The organism is Streptococcus sp. 263_SSPC, assembly GCF_001071995.1.
Taxonomy (GTDB): domain Bacteria; phylum Bacillota; class Bacilli; order Lactobacillales; family Aerococcaceae; genus Granulicatella.
In genome coordinates, this window is record NZ_JVNU01000020.1 from 17772 (window position 1) to 43646 (window position 25875).

Here is a 25875-nt window from a genome sequence, read left to right on the forward strand (position 1 = left end):
TTCATCACTCGTGATTCGCTTAATCCTAATCATCCTTTTGCGGGGGTAAGACTACAAAGCAAACAGGACTCACACTGTGAGTCCTGTTTTGTCTTTGGTCTTACTCCCTCTTTGAGGCTTTTAAGGCGCAAGACCGAGGCTTGCGCCGGTGCAACGTTACAATGATGATAAATAAATCCGAAGGATTCGAAAGAATCATCTATCGTTTTATTATTTCAACACTACTAAGAAGTATTTTTTCTTACCGCGGCGGACGATGACGAAGCGTTCTTCAAAAGATTGTTCCTTCGTCCATTCGAATTCGAGGTCGGTTACTTTTTCACCGTTAATTGAAATCGCGCCGTTTTGAATATCTTCACGTGATTGTCTTCTTGATGGTTCGATACCAAGGTCCACAAGCCATGTTGCTAGGTTTTGGCTTTCTTTTGAACTTTCAAAAGTTGGCATGTTTTTGAAGCCTTGTTCGATTTCGTCGGCTGTTAATTGTTGTACGTTCCCTGTGAAGAGCGCGTTTGTAATTTTCTTCGCGTCTTCTAGGGCTTTTTCGCCGTGAACGAAGCGAGTGACTTCTTCGGCAAGGCGGATTTGCGCTTCACGTTTGTGTGGTTCTGTCGCCACTTTTTCTTCGAGCGCTTCGATTTCTTCGCGGTCTAGGAATGTGAAGTACTTGATGTATTTAATCACGTCGCGGTCATCTTGGTTTAACCAGAATTGGTAGAATTCGTATGGAGTTGTCTTTTCAGGGTCGAGCCATACAGCGCCACCAGCTGATTTCCCGAATTTTGTACCGTCTGATTTTAACATCAATGGAATAGTTAAACCGTAAGCACGAGACTCTGCCCCTTCCACTTTACGGATTAATTCAAGACCTGAAGTGATATTCCCCCATTGGTCCGCACCACCGATTTGGACTTGCACGTCTTCTGTCTTGAATAAATGCAAGAAGTCCATTGATTGTAGGATTTGGTATGAGAATTCTGTAAATGAAATTCCCACTTCTAAGCGGCTTGCGACAACGTCTTTAGCAAGCATTGTGTTCAAGTTGAAATGCTTCCCGTAGTCACGCAAGAAGTCTAATAATGATAAATCTTTTGTCCAATCGTAGTTGTTTACAAGGCGTAATGTCGCTTGGTCTTCATCGGTTGTGAAGAATAATTTCTTCATTTGCGCTGTCAGTTTTTCGACATTGTGTTGAACTTGTTCCATTGATTGAAGCACACGTTCGCTTGTACGACCACTTGGATCCCCGATAGAACCTGTTGCTCCACCAATTAAGATCACTGGTTTGTGTCCTGCTAATTGGAAACGACGAAGAATCATAAATGGAATTAAGTGTCCAATGTGCATGCTGTCCCCAGTTGGGTCTACCCCACAGTAGAGGGATACAGCCTTTTCGTTTGTTAAGGCACGTAAGCCTTCTTCATCTGTCATTTGGTTGATGGCGCTGCGCCATTCTAAATCATCGATAATGTTCATCTTGTTTCTTCCCTTCTTTCTTGTAAATAAAAAATCCCTAATAGCCAAAAAGACTATTAGGGACGATTTTCACCGTGTTACCACCCTTGTTGACGATGCAGGACATCATCCACTCGAGCATCCTTATCGCGGATGAGACGTCCTGACGGATAGCTCCCAAGTGTACTTCGCGGATGTGGGGGATTGTCTTGCACCGACCGACAATTCTCTTCTTTCTCCCGTGGACAACCACTACTGCGCTTGTTCATTGCTTATATATGTGCATTTAGTATACGGCTTATCCTACTTGATGTCAATGACTACATTTCATCAGGAGCAGCTACGCCAAGAAGCGCTAAGCCTTGTTTTAGGATGCTTGCTGTTGTTTGTACTAAAGCGATACGGCTGTTGAAGGCTTCATCTTCAACGAGTACTTTTGTATGTGCGTAATATTTATTGAACGCTTGTGCTAAGTTGATAACGTATTTCGCAATTGCTGATGGTTCGCATTTTTCTTCAGCAAAACGCACAACGTTTGGATAGTTTTCGATGAGTTTCAATACTTCCCACGCATCATCGTCTGTTAATGAGAAGGCAGCCTGTGTATCTACGGTATGGTTGGCTTTACGTAAAATACTCATCGCACGAGCGTGTGTATATTGCACGTAAGGACCTGTCTCACCTTCGAATTGCACCACTTCTTCCAGCGCGAAGTCGAAGTTGTTTGTACGGTCGTTCTTCAAGTCGTGGAAAATAACCGCACCTACCCCAACAGCGTGTGCCACAGCTTCTTTATTTTCAAGTGATGGGTTTTTCGCTTCGATTTGTTTCAAAGCAAGTTCTGTCGCTTCTTTTAACACGCCTTCAAGAAGGATGATTTTTCCTTTACGTGTCGATAATTTCTTACCATTCAATGTGATTAGTCCGAATGGAATATGCACGATATCTTCAGACCAAGGTAAGTTTAATTCCTTTAAGACTGCTTTTAATTGTTTGAAGTGGTTTGATTGTTCCATCCCTACCACGTAAATACATTTCGCGAAATCGTAAGTATTCTTACGGTAGTTTGCGGCTGCTAAGTCACGTGTCATGTATAGTGTTGCGCCGTCTGATTTTTTAATTAATGCTGGTGGTAAATCATATTTTTCAAGGTCTACGATGGTAGCACCATTATCCACTTTTAGTAAGTTCGCTTCTTCAAGCATGTCGACCACAACGTCCATCTTGTCGTTATAGAACGCTTCACCGTTGTATGAATCAAAAGTCACGCCGAGTAAGTCATACACGCGGTTGAATTCTTTTAATGATTCACTTCTGAACCATTCCCATAGACGAACGGCTTCTGGGTCTCCATCTTCTAGTTTCTTGAACCATGCACGGCCTTTGTCATCTAATGTTGGATCTAGTTCTGCTTCTTCGTGGAAACGAACGTATAATTTAATGAGTTCTGCGATTGGATCTGCTTTTACAAGCTCTTCGCTTCCCCATAATTTGTACGCTTCGATTAATTTACCGAATTGTGTTCCCCAGTCTCCTAAGTGGTTGATACGAATTGGCTCATAGCCTACTTTTTTCTCAAGGTTCGCAATCGCGTTCCCGATTACTGTTGAACGTAAATGTCCCATTGACATTGGTTTCGCGATGTTTGGTGAAGACATATCGATCACGACTTTACGTCCTTGACCGTAATCCCAGTCACCGTAATGCGCGCCAAGTTCTAAGACTTCTTTTAAGACTTCATCAGCAAAAGCGCTACGTTCTAAGAAGAAGTTCGCGTATGGTCCCATTGCTTCTGCGCGTTCGATATGCTTATCGCTAACGGCTTCCACGATTTCTGTCGCGATAGCTTGTGGCGCTTTACGTAATACTTTTGCAAGTGTAAATGCAGGGAAAGCTAAGTCCCCTTGGTTCGCATATTTAGGCACTTCAATCATTGATACGATTTCATCGACGCTTAAATGCTCGCCGACTGTTTTTGCGATTTGTTCTGCAACAATTTTCTTATAATTCATCTTTGTTCTCCTTTTCTTTGGTTTTATACTCGGATATCCATTTGCACAAAAAAATCCCTATACGACGACAGTCATATAGAGACGAGAATTCCCGTGGTACCACTCTGCTTGCTCAAATTGAGCCACTTTACTCGGTAACGGCGAATCCGGATTATCCTACATTTCAAATAATCATTTCAAAAGTGCGGTTCATTTTTAATGAATGGTTGGCTTTCACCCTTCCAACTCGCTAATACATTCGGTTAAAAACTACTCTCTTTTTCATCAATTTTGCTATTTAACTGTCATCCACTGTATCATAACTAGTGCGATTTTGCAATTTTACTTCTCTTTGAAATAACGAATCCCATTGACCACTGACGAAATGGCAAATAATGCCGCGCAGATGCCATAGAGGGGCTTCGAAGTGACCGCTAAAATCACAAAAGCAATCGCACAAATGGCGTACACAATACATTGATATAATTTCTGATTCATATTGGTCACCTACTTCAATTTATCATGGTCATACGTATGCACAAGCTCAAGCCCTGCAAAACGTTGTTGGCGAAGCGCTTCGTACACAACAATCGCTGCCGTATTCGACAAGTTCAATGACCTTACATGCGTATCGTTCATCGGAAGACGCAAGCATTTCTCTTCGTTTTCACGCATAAAGTCTTCAGGAAGACCGGTTGTTTCTTTCCCGAACATGAAGAATTGTTCCTCATCACGGGCTAAATCCACCTCATCATACGTATGGTTGGCGAATTTTGTAATTAAATATAATGGACGTTCTCCTAAATACTCTAAGAACGCTTCGAGGGATTTGTGATACGTAATATCGACATCATGCCAATAATCAAGCCCCGCGCGTTTTAAGTGCTTGTCATCTGTCGAGAATCCAAGCGGTTCAATCAGGTGCAGTGGCGAATTCGTCGCCGCACAGGTTCTTGCGATATTCCCAGTATTTGCTGGGATTTGTGGTTCAAATAATACGATATGATTCACCGTCATTTGGTTGCCTCTTCTCTATACTTTTCTTGTAAGACTACAATTGCTTTGTCTAACTCTTCAATTAACTCGATATCTTCCTTCGACGGATTTTCGAGCGATTCGAGTTTCTTTGTTGCTGCTGCTTTTTGTTCGTTAAAATAATCGATCATCTCTTGATTGGACTCATTTACGATTTCTGCAACGGCCCATGCAGCGGTCCCCTTCATCACAGGGCGCATATCTTCTTTCATGACACGAAGCAGCAGTGGCACCGCCGTTTTATCGCGGTAGTTGGCCAGGGCGATAATCGCATTTCGTTGCAACGGCTTCTTCCCACGCCACGATCCGGCCATTTTGCCAAAACGCTCCTTGAATTCCTTATTTGAAATCGTCACGAGCGGCTTCAGTAGCGGATGTGTCTCCTCAACGGATGGCTCCATTTCAGGATGCAAGTGGAAATCTTTCCCCTTATTATACGGACACACTTGCTGGCAAATGTCGCAGCCATAAATCACATGCCCGATTTTTTTACGAAACTCTTGCGGCATAAAGTCTTTCGTCTGCGTCTGATACGACAAGCAGCGCATGGCATTCATACGCCCGTCGCCAAGGAGCGCACCTGTCGGACAGAAATCCACACAGCGCGTACAATCGCCGCACCCGTAGTCCACCATTTCATCGGTTGGAAACTCGATATTCGTAATCAGCTCGCCTAAATAGACATACGAGCCAAATTCCTTCGTAATGAGAAGTCCATTTTTGCCGACAAAGCCAATTCCCGCACGCTCAGCCACGCGGACATCGATTAATTCGCCCGTGTCGACCATCGGCTTAAAACGGGAATCTTCGTCTTGAACTTCTTCTTTGATGTAATGAATCAGTGCTTCCATGCGTCTTGAGAGAATAAAGTGATAATCCTCCCCCCACGAAGCCCTCGCAAAGGCTCCGCGACGCTCACCCTTCACACGTTCCGGCTTATTCTTCGGAAGTGTCGGATATGCTAGCGCGATGGAAATAATCGTTTTTGGAGTATCGAAGATTTTCTCAGGATAAATACGCTCTTCAAGCACTGGATGCTCAAACCCCGTCGTATGACCGAGTTCTTTGGAGCGACGCATGCTCTCTTCTAAGTGCGTAAACGGCTCGGCAGAAGCAAAACCAATCTTATCGATGCCAAGCTCTTTACTTTTTGCAATAATTTTCTGTTTCAAGACTGCTGTATCCATCAAAAACCTCCTCTCCTTTGTACTTATCTATTGTACTATACTTCTCTTTTATCACAAAGTGTCTAAATTTTGCGCAAAAAAAGAACGCTAGCCTTCGGTGAAAACACTGCGAAAGTTAACGTTAGTCGAACATCAATTGCCGTGCAAAATCAATTACAGAGCAAAAGATTATTTGTATAATAGCGCTTTTCTCAAAAAAAATCAACTGAAAAGTTAAGAAATTCTAACGTTTTTGGAATTTTTTAATCATTCCCCGGGTTAATTTGAATTTCCATCAAAAAAATCCTTCTGTTATGCACTTTAAGAGCATTATAAACAAAGGAAAAGCAACTCCTTGAGTTGCTTTTCTTATACTGTTTTCTTCTTCACTTCATTATACAATTCTTCTGTAATCGTAGCAGCTGCCATCGGATGGTCTCCCGGATTAATAACGACATCATAATACTCTAATTGTTCATCAAGCGTCACAATTAATGCTTTACAATCTTCTCCATAGTGCTTACGAAGTCTTTTCCAGTCCGTATACACTTTGAGTGTCCACTCTTTCGTTTTTCCGGGTTGCATCGCTAAATCAAAAGGAATGTTAGGTTCTATTTCAGTTTGCGGGTTGTCTTCCAAAAGTTGGTCATATCCATGAAGTCGCATTGGGGCAATAAATTTTGCTGTTTTTAAAGCTTCATAAAACTGATATAAATAGACCTGGTTGAGTGTTTTCTTATCTTTAGTATTCAGCTTGCCCAATTGACGTGCCAAATATAACCACTTGATCACATTCGGATTCGTTACAGGTATTTCTTTTTCATCAATCCCTTTATACCGCGGAAGATCCACTAGTTGTTCCGCAAGAATCGTTGTTTTTTCACCACAATATTGGATTCCACGTATTCCATCATAGATAAATAAGTCTCTTATGAAATTACGAATCCCTTCTTTATCAGGCCCATTCTCAATTCGTTTAAAATCAAATATCTCATCTTTCTTATAAATCTCTTTATGGTAATGCATGTATGAGCTTGGAATCAATTGAGCCATTGGCATTGTAACAGAGAGTGAGCCCTTCTCATCTTCTGATGCATGTGAAAATAGATAAGGCTCATCAGTTTCTACTGAATACACTACATAAATATCATCTACTAAAAACAGTTTTTCTCGAATCAATTTATAGAGTTCTCGTCTTTTATAATTTAATAGTACCTGTTTGGCTTCAAATCGTTTAGCCTCTTCAGCATGCACTTTATAATATAATTGCCAAATCTCCGAAATATCTGATGCCGCTAATTTTTCACAATCCTCTTTAGTAAGTTTGCCCTCTTGTTCATTCACAAAAGCGATTCCCAGCGCAGTAATATAAGCATTATATCGTTGTGCATCCGGAGCATTTTCCGAATGCAACACCGTTCCCTTATAAATATCAAGTTTAGCCCCATCTTGGACTCTTGCTATCACCATTGTGTCTGTAGCTTCTTGAACCTCGCCTTCAGGAACCTCAAGTGATAGAACGGTTATTTTCACAGGAGTTTCCGTCACACGACTCATCTTTGTAACAACAATTTCGTCCCCAACTTTTATAGTTCCTTTCACGAAACCCACAATTATTAAGTCTGAAGGATTGTCTTCTCCCTTAAAAAAATTAACAACACCAAGAGTAAAACTCGGATCCTGTTTCTTCTTTCCAAATAAAAAATCGAACAATCCCATTCATATTCCTCCCGTTTGCTAATCGCTGATACTTCAATTATAACATAGCTCTTTTAGCGAATATAGAGACAACGAAAAAGCAACTCAAGGAGTTGCTTTTCTTATAACTATTTAATCTACTGCATTAAAGAATTCTTCTGTCATCAATTCAGCTATCGGATATTCTCCAGGATTAATAACAACATCATAATCTTTTATCAATTCATCAAGCGTTACAACTAATCCTTTATACTCTTCACCAAAGTGTTTACGGAGTCTCTTCCAATCTGTATACACTTGAACGGCCTTCTCTTTTGTTTTCCCTTGTTGTATCGCTAAATTAAAAGGAATATTAGGTTCGATTGCAGTTTGTGGATTATCTTCCAGAAGTTGGTCATACCCATGAAGTCGCATTGGCGCAATAAATTTTGCGGTCTTTGTAGATTTGGCAAAAATACAAAAATATCCGTAACCGATATTCTTTTGTTCTTTATCGTCTATTCCGCTCGATTGACGTGTTAGATGTAACCATCTAACTAAATCCGGATTCGTTACAGGGATTTCTGCTTCATCTACCCCTTCATAATTCGGAAGGTCCATTAATTCTTTTGCAAAAATCAACGTATCTTCTGTGAAATATTGAATCGATTCTACTCCATCATATATAAATAAATCTCTTAGAAAATTACGAATTCCCTCTTTTTCAGGTCCGTTTTCAATCCGTTTAAAATCATATCTCTTATCTTTCTTATAAATCTCTTTACGGTAATGCATGTATGAACTTGGAATCAGATAAACCCATGAATGTGAAACAGTCATCCCCTTATTTCCATCTAATGATGCTCTAGCAAACAAATGAGGTTCGTTCATTTTTGTTGAGTATATTACATAAATGTCATCTAATAAAAATAGTTTTTCTCGAATCAGTTTAAAGAAATCTCGTCTTCTCTGATCCACCTTCAGTTCTATTTCTTTTACCCTTTCAAATTCTTCAAGATGGGCCTTCCAATATAAACTCCAAATCTCCGAAATGTCTGAAGCGGCTAATTTTTCACGATCCTCCTCAGTGAGTATTCCATCTTGTTGCCTTACAAAAGCGATATCCATTGTAAAACGATAAGCATGGTAAACCTGAGTATCTGTCACGGTTTCCGAATGCAACATGGTACCTTTATAAATCCCAAGTTTATTCCCATCTTTGACTTTTACCTTCACCATTTTTTCTGAGGCTTCTTGAACTTCTTCTTCATTAACATAAATGGATGTAATGACGGTTTTTACAGGCGTCTTGGACAAACAACTTATCTTTGTAACAACAAGTTCGTCACCTACTTTGAGGCTTCCTTGAACAAAGCCCTCAATGATGAAGTCTGTAGCGTTGTCATCAACACCAATCACATCACTTACTCCAAGCATACAGATTGATTCTGCTTCTTCCTTACCCAGAGTAAAACTCGGATCCTGTTTCTTCTTTCCAAATAAAAAATCGAATAATCCCATTCATATTCCTCCCGTTGCTAATCGCTGATAAATCCATTATAGCATAGCTTTTTTGCGAATATAGAGACAAAAAATAAGGACTCACACTGTGAGTCCTTATGCATTATGCGTCTTTTTTGTGGGCTTCTTTAATTTTGTTAAAGATGCTTTCTGTAATATAGACTCCTGCTTCTGGTTTTCCTGTTCCATTAATGATGACATCATGGAAAGCAAGATTACCATCAAGTTGCTGAATGAGTCCTTGCCAGTCTTCTCCGAATTTTTGACGGAAGCGTAGCCAGTCTGTAAAGAACATCATTGCTTGTTTCTTTTCTGTACCTTTTTCCATGGCTAAATCAAACTTGAAGCCGTCTTTGAATTTCGTAACGCCTTTTTCATCCGCTTGTGGAATTTCTCCATGGGCACGCATTGGAATGATGAAATTAGCCTTCAATAATTCTTGCCCGAAGAAATAGAAGTACATTTCATGAAGGAATTCTTTTTCAGGAGTATCTGGTTTTCCTAATTGACCAAGAAGCAACATCCAGCGAACTAATCCTGGGTTTTCAACAGGAACATCTACTTCACGCATTCCTTCATAGTTTGGAATTTCAACTAAGCCTTCTGCTGCAATTGCGGTATATTCAGAAAGAATCTGAACCCCTTGTGCTCCATCTAATAAAATGGCCTCTCTGAGGAAGTTTAAAATACCTTGTTTATCTTCTCCATTGTCGATATAACGAAGTTCTAAGTCTTCTGTATCTTCATTTCGTTCTTTTAAGTGTTTCTTGTTCGCTTTCGTTACCAAGTGAATCATTGGAGGTGATGTTAAATAGTTATCCTCATCTTCTGTCGATGTCTTAGCAAATAAGAACGGTTCACCTGTTTTAACAGAATAGACTGCATAAATACCATCTAAAAGGAATAATTTGTCTCGAACGATTGTTACAAGAGTACGAAGTTTGTTGAAATTCTCTTCACGTTTTTCTTCCGAGTCTTTCTCTGCATTGGCATTGCAGTACCATAAAAAGAGTCTCCAAATCTCGGCAACGTCGGTGATTGATAAATGTGCTCGGTCAAAATCAGAGATGACTCCGTCCTCCATACCAACAAAACGTTCGCCAAGGGCATTAATATAAGCAGAGTACATTTGCTGCTCAGTAACGCCTTCAGAGTGAAGCACTGTTCCGATATATGGGAAGAATTTTGTCGCATCTTCCACCCATAGAACGGCTTTTGTATTCGTTGCTTCCATCACACGATCTTCGCCGACTTGAATCCCGTAGACCGCTGTTCTAAATGGTTCTTCATCATCGCTCCCCATCTTAGTAAGAATGACTTCATCCCCCACTTTGATGGTTCCCGTTACTTGTCCAGCAACAACCATATCTGGTGAATCTTTTGAGACAGTATATACATATTCAATCCCCACAGTAAACACGCGTGGTTCTTCAGTTTCCTTCGTTTCTTCAGCTTTTTTTGGAGCAGGCTCAACTGCCTGTTTTTCTTCCTTTTTTTCTTCTGGTTGAACCGTTTTTTCTTCTACTTTCGGTTCTTCTTTTTTACGAGAAAATAAATCTTTGAATCCCATTATTTGGCCTCCTGCTTGTTAATAAGTTTATTATACCATACTTTTCCTATTTGTTTTCGGCTTTTTTCACGATAGCCACTACATAGTGCACCGTTACTTGCGAGAGCGGATGAGAGGTGCTATAGGCCTTATCTTCGGCGCTTGCTCCCCAGTATAAAGGCGTCATTTCAAGTAAATGACGATAGGTTTCTTCGGTCAAATCCACCGTGTAGCGCACTTCTTCAAATTTCACTTGAGGGCATTCGGTCTTCACGCGTTCTAGAATATCCGTATTCGAATACGTTTGTTTTTCCGGATTTGAACGATACAGCTGTTGTCGAAGCTCCGCCAAATACTCGTTTCCAGGGATGACTTTAACGAGCGTCCCTCCTGGAGCTAACACGCGCATAAATTCTTGGTAGTTCGACGGCGTTAAAATATTTAACAGCGTCCCGCAGGATTCGTCCGCAAATGGCAAGTTCGCCAAGTCTCCTAAGAAGAATAGCGCATCGTTTCCAAAATGAACCGATGCTTGATGGATGCCTTCTTTAGCGATATCTATGCCGCATAAGGGTACCTTTACGCGCTTGGATAGCCACGATAAATGACTGCCTTCCCCGCATCCGATATCGACAATAAACTTCTCTTCGCCTCCCGAAAGATGCGGCAAGATTGCCTCTAATAAAGGCTCAAAGAAACCACTCTGCGCCAGTTCATAGCGATGTTGGAAAAGTGTTGCATCATAATCCGTATTCGCATTTTGCTTCATGAGATGCAAGGTGCCTTTTTTAGAGATATTAAACCTGTGCCCCTTTTCGCAAACCACGCTATGATTCTCGGTAGAAACCATCGCTTCATGGCAATACGGGCAACGAAAGGCCTGTAAGTGTTGGTTGATAAATTGCTCGGCCCAATCGATTTTCTTAATGGCCGCATTTGGTGCTTCCTGTTTTGTCATTCGATACACTCTTTCTAGTTTTCTCTGTTTCAGTATAGCACATTCGCAACCAAATGCTGGAAACAGTCTATTTTGAGATTTTTTAAGAGAGTGCTACAATGAATTTACTTGAAGAAAATGGAAAAGGTGAAGGAGAAGAATTATGTCACAAAAAATTCCAGTTACAATCGTCAGCGGCTTCCTTGGCGCTGGGAAAACAACTTTAATCAACAAAGTTTTAAAAGAAAAACACGGCGAACATATCGCTGTTGTCATTAACGAATTCGGCGAAATCGGTGTAGACCATCAATTCGTGCTTGACGTTGAAGAAGAAATCTATCAAATGGATAACGGCTGCCTCTGCTGTACACTTCGTACAGACATTGCCGATATGTTGAAATCGATCTTAATGGTCAAAGAACAAAACGGCATTCGCGTGGACCGCGTGTTATTTGAAACAACAGGTCTTGCTGATCCAGCACCAATCGCACAAACATTTATTAACGTGCCATTCTTAAACGAGCACTTTATCTTAGATGCGGTATTAACGGTAGTGGATTCTAAAAACTTCCTATACCAAACAGCGCATCAACCTGAACCAGCAAAACAAGTTGGATTCGCGGATAAAATTTTCATGTCAAAACATAGCTTAGTAGACGAAACGATTTACGCGAAAGTGATTAACGAAGTTCGTAGCATCAATGCCTTTGCGGAAATCCAAGACCTTGACGCACGTCCTGTTCATATGAGCGACATGTTCGGACTTGAATTGTTCTACGCATCTGAAAAGAAAATCTTAGAAATGCAAGAACACGCTGAAGAAGAATATTGCGAAGAATGTGGCCATACACATGCGCACGGTGACCACGATCACGAGCACCACCATCATGACCACGACCATGAGCATGAACATGACCACCATGAACACGAGCATGAACATGACCACCATGACCATGAACACGAGCATCATCACCACCACAGTCATAGCCACCATAGCGGTATTAACTCATTCGTTATCGAGACTGACAAACCATTAGTTCTCGCAAACATTAACGAATGGTTGAACGAACTTGTTTATATTTACGGGCCAGAATTATACCGTTACAAAGGAATCTTGAACGTGGAAGGATTAGATTACCAAATCATCTTCCAAGGTGTTCAAATGAGCTTTGATATCTCAAGAGGTCGCGATTGGAATGATACAAAACGCGGCTCAACATTGGTCTTCATCGGAAAGAACCTTCCAGAAAACCAATTACGCGAAAGCTTTATTGCTTGTACTGAAAAATAAATCAAACGAAAAGGTCGTCCTACTTGGACGACCTTCTTCATTTTCTATTTTATTTTCCAAGTTCCTCTAATAGCTCTTGGTGTTTTTGTCTCCATTCTGCCTTCTCTTCTTCGGTAATTTCACGAAGGACGCGGCATGGATTTCCGACCACAATCACATTACTTGGAATGTCTTTTGTGACCACAGATCCAGACCCGATGACCGTATTGTCGCCAATCGTCACTCCCGGATTCACCGTCACGTTGGCCCCAAGCCATACATTATTACCAATTGTAATCGGCTTGCCAAATTCTGGACCCGCATTGCGCGTTTCGGCATCGGTTGGGTGTCCTGGCGTCACAAGCGATACGTGCGGACCGAACATGCAGTTGTTCCCAATCGTAATCGGCGCTACATCTAATAATGTACAGTCAAAATTCGCATAGAAGCCTTCGCCAATCGTTGTATGAACTCCGTAGTCCACATAGATGGGTTGCTCCATGTAAATCTTCTCGCCTGTTTTTCCGAATAACTGTTTCAACAACGCACGTCTTCCTTCGAAATCATCGAAGTCCAAACGATTGTATTGTTGCGCTAGTTTTTTCCCTTTAATTGATAAGTCTCTTAGCCCTTCTGTCAGAGACGGAATATATAAGTCTCCTGTGAGCATACGTTCTTTCATGGTTTTCATTTAGATACTCCTTTATAGCTAGTTCTCCAATTGAATCACATAATCAAAAAGATTTCTATTCTCTTCGATAAAATGATGTGTCACCATTATAACGGTTAGTTCTGGATTTGACAAAATCATTTTCTCAATACGAGCAGCACTCTCCATATCTAAGCTCGCTGTGCTTTCATCAAACAGAAGGAGTTTATGTGGTTGCGTTAATGCTCGCGCTATAGAAATTCTCTGTCTTTGACCGCCAGATAATTGACTACCATGCTCAGTAACCGCATCATCCAATTGGCAGAATTGCTGGATGCCTAGTTCTTCAGGAAGTGAGATTTCTTTGGTGTTATCCCACAATGTAATGTTCTCTCTAACAGTTGCGTTAAACAAATGATTCTTTTGCGGATTGTAGTGAACAGCACTACGCAATTGAACTATTTGTTCCTTCGTTAGTTCTTTTCCATCTAAAAATACTTCCCCAGAATAGTCATTGTTTTCTCCTGCAAGGAAATGTAATAATGTCGATTTTCCGCTTCCGCTATCCCCGACTAGAGCATATTTTTTTCCTTTCTCAATCTTAAAGGAAGTTGGTTTCACAATTTTATTTCCGTTGACCGCTACTTCTACAGATCTCAATTCTAGAGAGTCCTTCAGTTCCAGTTCTTCTTGTAACATTTCATCAGGAAGAATGGATTCGTATTTATCAAAATACACTTGAACAGACTTATACTGTACTAGATTTTGCGCGATTAGGCTGACTTTGCCGAAAAGGATTCCTGTAAATGAACCGACACTTCCCATAACCCCAATCGATACAATTCCATTAACTACAAGATATCCGACTAAAATAGCACTCAATGATTGCCCTAAACTATTCACGGCTCCTGAAGCAATTCCAGAGAGCATGAATGCGCGAATTAAACGAACTACCGAATCTTTAACAGCACCCGATTCAAATTGGACACGATTTTTAAAGGTATCCATTTTATTTAATGCATAGAATACGGAATATCCCTCTAGTAAGTTCTGAACATTCGAAGAAAATTTTTCTTGCGTTGCAGAATAACTTTCCAGTACTTTCTTCGTATGTGGTTCGAATAATTTTGGAATAAAAAGAAGTCCGCTAATTAATACCACTAAAAGCAATAGAATAGACCAGTGATAAGTAAGGATAACTCCTATTGATAACAGCACCGTTAGTACACTTTCTGTTATCGTGAAGAACATTGGAAGTCCCAATGACGAGATTCTCTCCATATCATTTGTCATCCAAGCTACATACTCTGGAAATTCACGTTTGGTGATTTCCATATAATTCGCCTTACGAAGTTTTTCTGCAATTTCTTCCCTTAATTCCGTATTCACTAATTGAATGAATTTTTCTTGTTGAACGGAGAATAAGAAATCTGCATACGATAATATGCCTTTCATAGCAAACCGAATCGCAAGCGTTCCTACAAATTGCCAAGCGTTTAATGCGACTAACGCGTCAATGGCAAATGCAATAATGGCAATATTTGCTACGGTTAAAAGACTCTTGATGATTACTAGTACGAGAAGAATCATTACTTTGGATGGATGTTGTAATAACTTCTGCTTCATAATGATTTCTCCTTCCCTAAGTAAATCACTTCATCAAATAAATCACGATGTTCTTCAAAAAAATGATGTGTCACAATCACAAGGGTTAGGTTAGGATTTTGAAGGAGTTGAGCCTCTATACTTCGCGCACTCTCCAAATCTAAATTCGCGGTACTTTCATCGAGTAATAACACCTTATCTGATTCAAGTAACGTTCTAGCCAGCGCTAATCGTTGTCGTTGCCCTCCTGATAACTTAGTCCCATGTTCACTCACAACTTCCTGAGCATTCGTAAATTGATTCAATCCCATTTGACGAGATTCTTCCTCAAACGGACGATTTTCCCATAACGTAATATTGTCTTTTACTGTGGCGTTAAAAATATGATTCTTCTGAGGATTGTATGCAGTAATATTGCGCAGCTGTACAATTTGTTTCTTAGAAAGAGGCTTTCCATCGAGGATCACTTCACCCGTGAAATCGTGATTTCGACCGGCTAAGAAATTCAATAATGTTGATTTCCCAGTGCCGCTATCCCCTAACAACGCATATTTCTTCCCTTTTTCGATGGTGAACGTCACGGGTTGTACAATGACATTCCCATTCACGCTAACTGATACATCTCGTAATGATAAAGATTGTTGCAGAGAACTGTTTTCTGGTTGTAAATTCGAATCCTCTTCTAAGCTATTGAATTTATCAAAATAAACATGAATCGATTTTAATTGAACTAATTGTTGAACGACTTGTTCTAACGATGCAAAACAGTTAAATGTAAGAGAACCTGCTGCAGTAAATGCCCCTACTGAAATCATTCCAGCAAACACCATGATTCCGGCTACGACATCCACTGAAATTTTCCCAACAAAATTCAGTATCGAAATGCACAATTGTACAAAAGAAAATCTCTTTCGATAACTGACTTTAACTTCTGATAATGCATCTGAAGCGACTTTAATTCGCTTCACAAATTGTCCCACTGCATTCGAGGTATAAAACACTTCGAATCCTTTAAATAAGTTTTGAACAGTTGTAGTAAATTCTTCATTGGCAGCAGATAGATTTGAAGTAGCTTCCTTGGTTTGTTTTTGAAACCACTTTGGCGTGAAAATAAGCATCAACGCTACCAAGACAGTCACGACTGCTAATCCCCAATGGAATAGTGAGAGAGAAATCAATGCAAAGATCAGCATCATTCCACTTCCGATACTATTGAATAGCACAGCAAATCCATTGTCTTCTAATTGCTCTAAATCGCTTGTAAACCATGAAACGTACGCAGAAACATCTTTTTCTGTCACTGTTGAATAATTCGCACGACCGATTCTGTCAGCAATTTCTCCTCGGATTTCAATGCTAATTTTTTGGATGAGCTTATTCAGTTGCACATTATATCCATATAACGATGCCAAATAAACTCCACTGAAAGCTATTCCTACTAACTTCCACATTAAAAACGTAGAAAAATCGCCCTTTACCAAAGCATTAAATGCTGGTGCATTCAACGAAATACTAATAATAGAGGATGCATTTTCCAAAAAAGATAATAACACCACAACAAGAGATGCTACTTTATGCCTGAGCAGATACTGTTTCATTGATTCGTTCTCCCATTTTTCAATGTCTAAAAAATTATAAGATAATCCCATTATACTCCCGTCATAAAACAGGCACAATACAAAAAACGTGGAGATTTCGTACTTTCTCCACGTTTTTTCAATTAAAATATTGGATTTTTTAATTTTCTACATACGCCTTTGCTTGAACAATACGCTTTTCGAGTTCCATCAGGTCGATAAATCGTGCTTGGCGCGCGAATTCTTTGTCTCCAACCATCAAGAGAATGGCGGGCACGGTTAATACTTCATAGCGGCTAGCCACTTCTGGATGAAGAGTGGCGTCGATTTCTTCTACGGTAATGCCGTAGTCTCCTGCGATTTCCATGACTTGCGGACGAATCACATGGCACACGCCGCATGTCGGAGTCGAAATATAGATGATTTTTACAGTTTCCATTTTCTCACCTCACTCCTATCATACCCGATAGCCCAAGAATTCTTGCAAACTTTGCTCATAGGCCCTTTTTTAGTAGAAAACACTTAACAAACCGCGTCTTGATTGTGTATAATGGAAGAGTTAAGTCCAGATGAAAATCAGAAAGTGAGTGAAACAATGGGACGTAAATGGGCAAATATTGTCGAAAAGAAAACAAAATTAGATGCTAACAATAGTAAAATCTACGCTAAATTCGGGATTGAAATCTATGTAGCTGCAAAACAAGGGGAACCAGATCCTCATTCAAACCAAAAATTAAAATTCGTTATTGACCGTGCTAAAACTTATAATGTACCACGTCATATCATCGAACGTGCGATTGAAAAAGCTAAAGGTGGCGGCGATGGCGACTACCAAGAACTCCGTTACGAAGGTTTCGGACCAAACGGCTCTATGATTATCGTAGATGCCTTAACAAATAACGTAAACCGTACAGCAGCTGACGTACGTGCCGCTTACAGCAAAAACGGCGGTAACATGGGTGCTCCAGGTTCTGTAACTTACTTATTTGACCACACAGCAATCTTCGGTATCGCAAACAAAGATGCTGACGAATTATTAGAACAATTAATGGAAGCAGACGTTGACGTTCGTGACGTTGTTCAAGAAGACGACCAAGCGATTGTTTACGCTGAACCAAACGACTTCCATACTGTTCGTAAAGCATTAGAAGATTTAGGAATCACTGAATTCACAGTGAGCGAAATCGAAATGATTCCTCAATCAGAAGTAACACTTGAAGGCGACGACTTACGTTTATTCGAACGCATGATTAACGCTCTAGAAGACAACGAAGACGTTCAAAAAGTGTACCACAACGTAAACTTAGAAGACTAATACGTCAAAAAGCAAAATGTACTTATATGTTACATTTTGCTTTTTTTGTCCCCTTTCAACCTGAGAACGCCCTTCTCATCAGCTTCTTATCTCGCGGGCACCTCACCCAGGAAGCACCCCATTAACTTTTCAGCAAAAAGGACAAAACAGGACACGAAAAGCTCCATGGATTCTATAGTAGGAACAATAGCGAGTGAATTCAATGTGAATTACTGCTGCTTGGGAATTTATTTCCTAGCGGCAGTTTGAAGCTTGAAAGGAATTGAGACGTAAGGCTCAATCCGGTGCAGCTATTGTCACTACTATGAAGATATCCATAGGAGCTTGTAGTGTCCTGTTTTTTGTCCGTCCTATTTATTTTGCACATACTGCTCAAGTCGGTAGCTTCCTGCAGTGAGGTAGACCCCTGCCATCGCAAGGATAACCCAGACTGATGGGAAGAGCGTTTGAAGGTCAATCGACTTGTACAACCAGTAGATTGGGCTAATATACGCCACAAGTCTGAGCCAGCTTCCTCCAAAATCCCCAAACGCTGCTGGCATTCCAATCCCCGCCATCACCATAACAAACAGCACTCCAAACGTCGTCGCATGTCCTGGTGATTTGAAAATTCTGAAGAAGAATAAGTTTAGGCAGAGACTGTAAATAATCGTCGCGGCTAATAGTCCTGTAAACACTCCCCAGTTCATTTCTGGTACGAGTCCTGTAAAGAACATCGCTGCCATCATAAGCATATTGACGATAAACATAAAGATAAAGTACGCTAATAAGAACGAAAGTGTAATCTCCAAATTCGAACGTGGAGAGACGACTGAGCGTTTCAACACATGACTCTTCTTGAAGTTAATCCAGTCCGAAGCAATCACTGACGCATTCATGATGACATAAAGGAGAGAGATGAGCATGACTACCCCACTCGCAACACTCGTCTTCGTTTCATTGATAGTTACGACCATTTCATTGTCAGTCTCTGGCAAGGTCTCTTCTTTCGTCAACACGCCTGTTTGTTGCAGCTTCGCGTTTAGCATGACTTCTTTTAGCACCTTCGTCAACTGTGCATCAAGTAGAAAGTCTCTTGTGCCGCGCTGCGTATTCCAGATGCGAATCGTTGGCACTTGCCCTTCTTTCGCCTTCTGTAAATAGTTCGCAGGCACTTCATAAATAACGGTCATTTCTCCTTTTTTCAAGGCGTCTTTGGCGCTGTCTAAATCGAAGTACACATTCTCTTCTCGGATATACGGCGCAATCAATTCTTCGTACTCTTCATTTCCCTCGTTGAATACAAAGGCAACGGTTTTTGCGACCGTACTTGGCGCTTTCGTATCCACCCTTCCTTGCGTGGTAAGCATAATTCCATTGATAAGGACTGGCATTCCAATCATCATAAAGAGAATCAGTGGCATTTTCAATAATCGTTTTAAATGAAAGATTGTCATTTTTACAAGATTCATTGACGCGCCTCCTTTCTCTTCAATGACCAGTTAAAGGCTACTCCTAACACTAAAATAATCGGTGCGGCAACCATAGCCATTCCTTTCATCGACACGCCATTCATCACATCGACAAATGGGGTGTAAATAAATTGGCGGAATGGATTTCCGCTTAGGAAACTGAAGGTTGAACTAATACGATCTAGCGGGATGACACCCGATAAGAACAAGTAAACCAAGTTAATTCCAGTTGAGAAGGCTGGCATGTTCTTCTCCGTCACAAAATTACCGAGTAAGTTTCCAAGGACATTAAAGACTAGACTATAGAAAACGATGAGGATAAAGATGATACCGATGTTTCCTCCAAAAGTCGTTCGATCGAGGATTTTCCATAGGCCGATATACACAAATGACAATAGCGTCGTCATAATCATGTTCACAGCTAAATCGAGTCTGTCTCTTTCGCAAATGCTAAATGGCAATACGTTCAATCTTTTGCGAAGTCCGCTGAGTTCTCGTTGTACCCCAAAGCGCATCGCAGTTTCAAGGAACATGATGAATAGAAATCCAAGCCCTGTAATTGCGTAGTGTTGGTTCGCAGTCACTTGGGATTCAGCTTCCACTTGGTCTGTCTCGAAGGCTCTAGATGCGATTTCCTGTTGTAAGGATACAAGCATTCCCGCAGCTTGTTCAGGAGTAATGGATGCATTTTTACTTTCTGCGACTTCATGCATCACTGAACTTGCTTCTAATAGTTGCGAAGTCATTGTTTTCAAGAGCGATTCATACACCGCGAGCGACGTGCTCGATGTTCGCCCTGATTTCTCGATGGTAATCGGAGTTGCTTGCGAACGCGTTTGAATCGACTCTGTAAAATCAGCTGGAATCGTCGCAATGATTTTGGCATCGTCTTTCACACTTGTCAGCGCAATTTGTTTTTCCTCAGTGAGTTGCTCAAATAACGCAACGATTTGTTGTCCGTAAGCCCCTTTGTCTTGATTATCGATATAAATCTTCGTTTCAATCGTTAAATCAGACGGATTGAAGGCACTCTTTGTGGTAAACGCCAAAAATAGCGTTAATAGAAATGGCATTAAGACCATGAGTAATAGCGCCGGAAAAGACTTCAGAGAGGATATTAAATTGGCTTTAATATAACGAATGTATCTCATAAGTCCTCCTTAATCACGAAGCGTTTTTCCTGTTAATTGTAAGAACGCCTCTTCTAATGTCGTTTCTTTTACGTTGACGGATTTAATCACGAGTTGTGCCTGTTCGACTTGCTCAATCAATTTCATCATCGAGAAAATCGTTTGGTCGATCGTGAGGGCTATGTCTTGTCCGTCCACTGTTACAAATTGAATGCCGTTTTCGCTATTCTTCAACACTTCATCGAATCCAGCAGGCACGCGGTCCAATGTGAGAGCCACCGTTTGTGTATGGCCCACGAGTTTTTTCACTTCTTCTTTCGTGCCATATGCCACTTCTTCTCCTAAATCGAGAATGAAGACACGCTTACAGAGGGTTTCGATTTCCTCCATATAGTGCGATGTGTAAAGAATTGTCGTGCCTTGTTCAGCGAGAGACTGAATATAGTCGAAGATATGTTGACGCGACTGCGCATCAACCCCGACAGTTGGTTCATCTAAAATCAAAATCGAAGGATTATGCAACATCGCAACAGCAATATTCAAGCGACGTTTCATCCCGCCAGAGTAGTTTTTCACTTTTTCTTTCTTCTTGTCGGTTAGTCCGGCCACTTCCAGCAACTTCTCGATTTGACTCTTTAACTCTGCTCCAGCTAAGCCGTAAAGTCCACCGAAGTATTCTAAGTTGTCGACCGCGTTCAATTCCTCAAGAAGCGCGATATCTTGTGGCACTAAGCCTAAGTGTTTTCGAATTTCTACTTTATCGGTTTTAATCGACTTTCCATTAATGAAAATGTCACCGCTATCCATCGATTGAATCCCTGTCAGAATATCAATCAATGTACTTTTCCCGGCCCCGTTTGGACCAAGCAAGCCGAATAGTTCCCCTTCCATAATTTCAAAGGAAACATTTTGTAGGACTTTTTGTCGTCCGTAAGATTTGGTTACGTCTTTAATTTCAATCATATGTACACCTCTTTATCGAATAAATGAAAGGATTGCTATTAATAAACAAAGAACAATCGCGACGATTTTTTCCTGTTTTAAATCTTTAGGCGTCTTCTTGGATTCGTTCATTTGTTTATCCTCCTACTTGTTTGTACCCTTATCATAGCAAACACCCATCGGAGTCTATAGTCCAAAACGTCATCACATACCGTGACTAAAGTCATGTTTTCTATAAAAAATGCCCCGACTCTTTCAGATTCTATACTCCACGGTGGTTTGTCTGAAAGAATCGGAGCAGTCTTAAATTATTGTTTGAGTTTGTTTTCGTACGCGAAAATCACAAGTTGAGTGCGATCACGCAATTCTAATTTAGATAGAATCGTACTAATATTATTTTTTACGGTTCCTTCTGAGAGGAAGAGCGTTTGCGCGATTTCTTTATTGCTTAAGCCTTGCGCCACTTGTTGGATGAGTTCCACCTCACGCGGTGTGAGCCCCCATTTTTCCGCATCAAAGCTTGCAGGCTTCTCAACAGTCGTATTCGTCAATAACGCCTCTGAAATCACCGTATCCATCACGACTTTTCCAGACATGGCGACTTTAATTCCGTCAAGAATCGCCTCTGGACTACTGTCTTTTAATAAATACCCCGAAGCACCATTTTGCACGGCTTCTACAATATATTCGGTATCTTGGAAGGTCGTCACAATCAGCACCTTCACCTCTGGAAAGGCCTCTTTAATCAGCTTCGTTCCTTCGATTCCGTTACTCTCTGGCATGCGAATGTCCATCAAGACCACATCTGGTTGGTGCTCCTTGCAGGCTTCGAAGGCCGCACGTCCACTCTCTGCTAAAGCGAGGACTTCGACATTACCGCTCGCCTCAAGCATAATTTTTAAACCCGTACGGATGAGCATTTCATCGTCGGCAATAATAAGTTTGATTGGGTTTGTCATGGTTCTCCTCGTTTCTATTGTTTTTCTGTATTCGGTAGGATCATTTGCACGGTCACGCCAGGATTTGACGCCTCCAGTGTCACCGATCCACCTTCTGCACGGAGTCGTTCTTGGAGGGATTTGAGTCCGCCTTTTGGAACTAAATCGACCGCTCCCGTTCCGTTATCCTTAATCGTTACGACTAATTGCGATGGATTATACATCAGTAACACAGTAATACGCGTCGCTTGGCCATGTCGCATGGCGTTTGTAATCGCCTCTTGAACCCCACGGAAGATACTGAGCTCTGCCTCACTTGTAAGCGTGAAGGTTGGCTCATTTTTTCTAAATTGAATATCGATGCCGCTGTTGACTTGTACCTCGTGGAAAAATTCTTCCAACGCAATATCCAGCTGCTTCTTATCCATTTGTTCTGGTTTCAAGTCATGAACAATCTTACGCACTTCTTGCAATCCTTCGACCGCAAAATCACGAAGCCCCTCGCTCATTTCTTGAATCGGTGAATTTTGTTGCTTCGCCAGTTGCGAAATCGCCCCTAGCTGAATAATAATCGTGGACAGACTATGTCCCACAGAATCGTGAATCTCACGAGAAATTCGGTTTCGCTCTTGCAGCGTGAAGATTTCCTTCATCGTCCCCATTTTATATTGGGCTTGTTGCAAGTCATACCGTTGCTCGCTAAGTTTTTGCTCGGCTTTTTCCAACTCTTCTTGCAGCGCTCTTCGCTCTTCCAAAATATGATTTCCATAAGAGAAGAATAAAAGGAAGAACAAGGTCATCACAACTTGAATGCTGTTCCCTTGTTGAACGGCTGGCACGATAACGACCGCCCCTAATATGAACTGTAAAATCAATGCATTTCTAAAGGAGAATCGTAGACTCACCTCGAAGCAGAGAAGCAGAATCAGTCCTGTAAAAATGGTATGGAAATACAAACAGAGGAGGACGACCGCGATGCCTTCAATCAGGATATACCACTGATATTTCAATGAATAATAGCCCACTTGCACAAGCGCGATAAATCCAAAGAAGAAGGCGATGTCTCCTGCGTTCATATTCGGTAGTTGCGACCATTCAAAAAGCGCAAAAAGGATGAAACCATACCGAATAATGAATCGTACCCATTGATCGATTTTCATGATTTCACCCCTTTGTCATTACTGATTTAATAAAAATAAAAACGCGATAAAATTATTGAGAAAATGCATCGAGATAGATGCAAAAACATTGTCGTTATAATAACGATACATCCCAACAATCGGAATCGTTAATGGAACGTACATCAACGCCGCTGTCCAATCAATCAAACCTACAGCATCTTTTGAAAGTGCGTGAAGTAGTACGAATAGAAACGCTGAAATAAACGTTAGTACGTGAATATTGAGCGATTTCTTAAACGAACCAATGATGGCTTCACGAAACACCAATTCTTCCAAGATTGGCGCCACAACGCATACTAGAACAAACATGGTCACTGCATTGTTTGTGCTCATCATTTTCTCGATTTGTTCTTGGTTATCCGACGTCACATCTCCAATCAATTGAGCGACCGCAATTGCTAACCCGATACGAAGTGCGTATCCAATTGCCAAATCTCGAATAAACGGACGCTTGATGAAGTTTTTGAACCCTTCTACAAGCTTCTCGCGGAACAATGCGACCCCAATCACTGTTGAAACCAGTTGAAGGATTAGGTAGGCATTTGTATCAATACTTGGTCCCGAAGACGTATAACGAATAAAGAACGCCGGGAAAACCATCAAGTTTAAAAAGTAAACAACCCATAATAGAACCGCATTTTTCTTCATAGAACACCTCTAGTCATCCGTGAAACGGACTGGTTTTGTATTTTTAATGCTATAGATTTTTTCGATTTTGCCATCATGCCATACGATACCGTGAAGCGCGCCGCCAAAAACAGCTCCGCCATCGATACCGATTTTGCCGTCATGTTGCCATAATTTCATAAAGTCGCCATCTTCGTTTAAGCCACGTAAAGGTGTGTGACCGAAGATAATCGTCTTGCCAGTGTTGTTGGCCCCTTTATGGAATGGCTCACGAATCCAGTAGAAGTCTTTTGGCTCAGTGTCGTGCCAGTCGTCTAAGCGTAAATCCACCCCAGCATGAGCTAAGAGCAAATCGCCTTCATCGATAAAGAGTGGACGTTCTCTTAGAAACGCGATGAGTTCTGGATATTGTGCTTTAATTGCTTCGGCATCTTCCACCGGATTGACTGGAGTGCCTTGTGGACGTCCGAGTAAGTCGTTAATCGTTGTATCCCCATTGTTTCTGAAGTAGTGTGGAAAACGTCCTTCAGGATCGTCGATAAATGCCAGGAACATCACTTCATGATTTCCCATCAAATACCATGCATTTTTCTCTTTCGCATATTTCATCCCTGTTAGGACACTACGTTTATTGTCTGGTCCACGGTCAATCAAGTCTCCCATGAAGACAAGTTGCTGAGTTTCTTCGTCCCAGTTTTGAAGCATTTCTTCCATCATGTCTGCTTCACCGTGAATATCACCAATAATAAAATACGTTTTTTTCATTTTCTACACCTCAATTGCTCTGTTACTGTCTATTATAGCAAACTTTCGCGTCAATATGAAAGTGGATTTGACTCATGAAAAAATTTGCAAATACTATGATTCAATCTAAAACTCTATTCTTAATATTCCTAGTCATTTCGTATTCAGATTTTTGTTCATAAAAAAGAACTAGAAATCATCATCATTTCTAGTTCGCTTCATCATTCATTTATTTAATCAAAGCTACTTGCCGGGATTGAACCGGCGACCTCCACCTTACCAAGGTGACGCTCTACCGACTGAGCTAAAGCAGCGTTTTTTGGGTAAAAAAAAAGAACTCCGCCAGTAGGACTCGAACCTACGACATCATGATTAACAGTCATGCGCTACTACCAACTGAGCTATGGCGGAAAAATATTAAAGCGTGGCAACGTCCTACCCTCGCAGGGAGAAACCCCCAACTACTATCGGCGCTAAGAAGCTTAACTTCTGTGTTCGAGATGGGAACAGGTGTATCCTTCTTGCCATCGTCACCACACTTTATCTTCTGAAAAAACTTTCGTTCTTTCAAAACTGAATCTATATCCAACTCCATCAATCTACCAGCTATACAACTCGTGGTTAAGTCCTCGACCGATTAGTACTAGTCCGCTCCATGCCTCGCGGCACTTCCACTTCTAGCCTATCTACCTGATCGTCTCTCAGGGGTCTTACTCATTTAAAATGATGGGAAATCTCATCTCGAGGGGGGCTTCACGCTTAGATGCTTTCAGCGTTTATCCCGTCCACACATAGCTACCCAGCGATGCTCTTGGCAGAACAACTGGTACACCAGCGGTGTGTCCATCCCGGTCCTCTCGTACTAAGGACAGCTCCTCTCAAATTTCCAACGCCCGCGACGGATAGGGACCGAACTGTCTCACGACGTTCTGAACCCAGCTCGCGTACCGCTTTAATGGGCGAACAGCCCAACCCTTGGGACCGACTTCAGCCCCAGGATGCGATGAGCCGACATCGAGGTGCCAAACCTCCCCGTCGATGTGAACTCTTGGGGGAGATAAGCCTGTTATCCCCAGGGTAGCTTTTATCCGTTGAGCGATGGCCCTTCCATACGG

General features: G+C 41.3%; 22 protein-coding genes, 2 tRNA genes, 2 rRNA genes and 2 other annotated features. Of the genes, 2 read left to right on the forward strand and 24 right to left on the reverse strand.

Annotated features, from left to right (window positions below):
• Positions 1-210: 210 nt before the first annotated feature.
• From tyrS to ADH02_RS01765, 9 genes are all read right to left on the reverse strand, one after another.
• Positions 211-1476 (reverse strand): tyrosine--tRNA ligase, encoded by a 1266-nt coding sequence (tyrS, locus tag ADH02_RS01730; protein ID WP_048782068.1) that lies wholly within the window; start codon positions 1474-1476, stop codon positions 211-213.
• A gap of 55 nt (positions 1477-1531) precedes the next feature.
• Positions 1532-1733: a binding site (T-box leader), on the reverse strand.
• Between the two features lie 42 nt (positions 1734-1775).
• A complete protein-coding gene (argS, locus tag ADH02_RS01735; protein ID WP_048782070.1) occupies positions 1776-3467 on the reverse strand; it encodes an arginine--tRNA ligase in 1692 nt (563 codons plus the stop codon).
• Between the two features lie 74 nt (positions 3468-3541).
• Positions 3542-3741: a binding site (T-box leader), on the reverse strand.
• A gap of 47 nt (positions 3742-3788) precedes the next feature.
• The gene (locus tag ADH02_RS09500) at positions 3789-3944 is read right to left on the reverse strand and encodes a hypothetical protein (protein ID WP_160312853.1); all 156 of its coding nucleotides are present in this window, start codon (positions 3942-3944) and stop codon (positions 3789-3791) included.
• 9 nt (positions 3945-3953) lie between these two features.
• Positions 3954-4463, reverse strand: coding sequence for a tRNA (uridine(34)/cytosine(34)/5-carboxymethylaminomethyluridine(34)-2'-O)-methyltransferase TrmL (trmL, locus tag ADH02_RS01740; RefSeq protein ID WP_192831702.1), 510 nt, complete (start codon positions 4461-4463; stop codon positions 3954-3956).
• Positions 4460-5668, reverse strand: a complete 1209-nt coding sequence (gene queG, locus ADH02_RS01745) for a tRNA epoxyqueuosine(34) reductase QueG (RefSeq protein ID WP_048782071.1) — start codon at positions 5666-5668, stop codon at positions 4460-4462. Before queG ends, trmL begins: the two co-directional genes overlap by 4 nt.
• 348 nt (positions 5669-6016) lie before the next feature.
• A complete protein-coding gene (locus ADH02_RS01750; protein ID WP_048782073.1) occupies positions 6017-7366 on the reverse strand; it encodes an SseB family protein in 1350 nt (449 codons plus the stop codon).
• A 111-nt stretch (positions 7367-7477) separates the two neighbouring features.
• On the reverse strand, positions 7478-8845 hold the full coding sequence (locus tag ADH02_RS01755) for a hypothetical protein (protein WP_048782074.1): 1368 nt from the start codon (positions 8843-8845) through the stop codon (positions 7478-7480).
• 103 nt (positions 8846-8948) lie between these two features.
• A complete protein-coding gene (locus tag ADH02_RS01760) occupies positions 8949-10415 on the reverse strand; it encodes an SseB family protein (protein WP_048782076.1) in 1467 nt (488 codons plus the stop codon).
• A gap of 46 nt (positions 10416-10461) precedes the next feature.
• On the reverse strand, positions 10462-11352 hold the full coding sequence (locus tag ADH02_RS01765) for a methyltransferase domain-containing protein (protein WP_048782078.1): 891 nt from the start codon (positions 11350-11352) through the stop codon (positions 10462-10464).
• Between the two features lie 142 nt (positions 11353-11494).
• Between ADH02_RS01765 and ADH02_RS01770 the strand changes: the two genes are divergently transcribed.
• A complete protein-coding gene (locus ADH02_RS01770; protein WP_048782080.1) occupies positions 11495-12622 on the forward strand; it encodes a CobW family GTP-binding protein in 1128 nt (375 codons plus the stop codon).
• Positions 12623-12671: 49 nt separating this feature from the next.
• On the opposite strand, the gene ADH02_RS01775 is transcribed toward ADH02_RS01770, so the two are convergent.
• The 4 genes from ADH02_RS01775 to ADH02_RS01790 form a co-directional block, all read right to left on the reverse strand.
• A complete protein-coding gene (locus tag ADH02_RS01775; protein WP_048782081.1) occupies positions 12672-13292 on the reverse strand; it encodes a sugar O-acetyltransferase in 621 nt (206 codons plus the stop codon).
• A gap of 18 nt (positions 13293-13310) precedes the next feature.
• Positions 13311-14876 carry an ATP-binding cassette domain-containing protein gene (locus tag ADH02_RS01780; protein ID WP_048782083.1) on the reverse strand — a complete coding sequence of 522 codons (1566 nt, stop codon included), beginning with the start codon at positions 14874-14876 and terminating at the stop codon, positions 13311-13313.
• A complete protein-coding gene (locus ADH02_RS01785; RefSeq protein WP_048782086.1) occupies positions 14873-16504 on the reverse strand; it encodes an ATP-binding cassette domain-containing protein in 1632 nt (543 codons plus the stop codon). Before ADH02_RS01785 ends, ADH02_RS01780 begins: the two co-directional genes overlap by 4 nt.
• 88 nt (positions 16505-16592) lie before the next feature.
• Positions 16593-16871, reverse strand: a complete 279-nt coding sequence (locus tag ADH02_RS01790; RefSeq protein WP_048782088.1) for a thioredoxin family protein — start codon at positions 16869-16871, stop codon at positions 16593-16595.
• Positions 16872-17027: 156 nt separating this feature from the next.
• Here ADH02_RS01790 and ADH02_RS01795 point away from each other — a divergent pair, with 156 nt between their 5' ends.
• Positions 17028-17747, forward strand: coding sequence for a YebC/PmpR family DNA-binding transcriptional regulator (locus ADH02_RS01795; RefSeq protein WP_048782106.1), 720 nt, complete (start codon positions 17028-17030; stop codon positions 17745-17747).
• Positions 17748-18097: 350 nt separating this feature from the next.
• Here ADH02_RS01795 and ADH02_RS01800 read toward each other — a convergent pair whose 3' ends face one another.
• The 11 genes from ADH02_RS01800 to ADH02_RS01850 all read right to left on the reverse strand — a co-directional run.
• Positions 18098-19198, reverse strand: coding sequence for an ABC transporter permease (locus ADH02_RS01800; protein ID WP_048782090.1), 1101 nt, complete (start codon positions 19196-19198; stop codon positions 18098-18100).
• Positions 19195-20349, reverse strand: coding sequence for an ABC transporter permease (locus tag ADH02_RS01805; protein ID WP_048782092.1), 1155 nt, complete (start codon positions 20347-20349; stop codon positions 19195-19197). Before ADH02_RS01805 ends, ADH02_RS01800 begins: the two co-directional genes overlap by 4 nt.
• A 9-nt stretch (positions 20350-20358) precedes the next feature.
• Positions 20359-21291 (reverse strand): ABC transporter ATP-binding protein, encoded by a 933-nt coding sequence (locus ADH02_RS01810; protein ID WP_048782094.1) that lies wholly within the window; start codon positions 21289-21291, stop codon positions 20359-20361.
• A 287-nt stretch (positions 21292-21578) separates the two neighbouring features.
• On the reverse strand, positions 21579-22229 hold the full coding sequence (locus ADH02_RS01815) for a response regulator (RefSeq protein WP_048782097.1): 651 nt from the start codon (positions 22227-22229) through the stop codon (positions 21579-21581).
• A gap of 14 nt (positions 22230-22243) precedes the next feature.
• Positions 22244-23368: a sensor histidine kinase gene (locus ADH02_RS01820; RefSeq protein WP_048782099.1), complete on the reverse strand. Its 1125-nt coding sequence runs from the start codon at positions 23366-23368 to the stop codon at positions 22244-22246.
• Positions 23369-23386: 18 nt separating this feature from the next.
• Positions 23387-24037, reverse strand: coding sequence for a CPBP family intramembrane glutamic endopeptidase (locus tag ADH02_RS01825; protein WP_048782101.1), 651 nt, complete (start codon positions 24035-24037; stop codon positions 23387-23389).
• Positions 24038-24046: 9 nt separating this feature from the next.
• Positions 24047-24781, reverse strand: coding sequence for a metallophosphoesterase family protein (locus ADH02_RS01830; RefSeq protein WP_048712757.1), 735 nt, complete (start codon positions 24779-24781; stop codon positions 24047-24049).
• A 220-nt stretch (positions 24782-25001) separates the two neighbouring features.
• Positions 25002-25074: transfer RNA gene (locus ADH02_RS01835), tRNA-Thr, on the reverse strand.
• A gap of 23 nt (positions 25075-25097) precedes the next feature.
• Positions 25098-25171: transfer RNA gene (locus ADH02_RS01840), tRNA-Asn, on the reverse strand.
• 11 nt (positions 25172-25182) lie between these two features.
• Positions 25183-25298: ribosomal RNA gene (gene rrf / locus ADH02_RS01845) — 5S ribosomal RNA — on the reverse strand.
• A 79-nt stretch (positions 25299-25377) separates the two neighbouring features.
• Positions 25378-25875, reverse strand: a 23S ribosomal RNA gene (locus ADH02_RS01850); the annotation flags it as partial.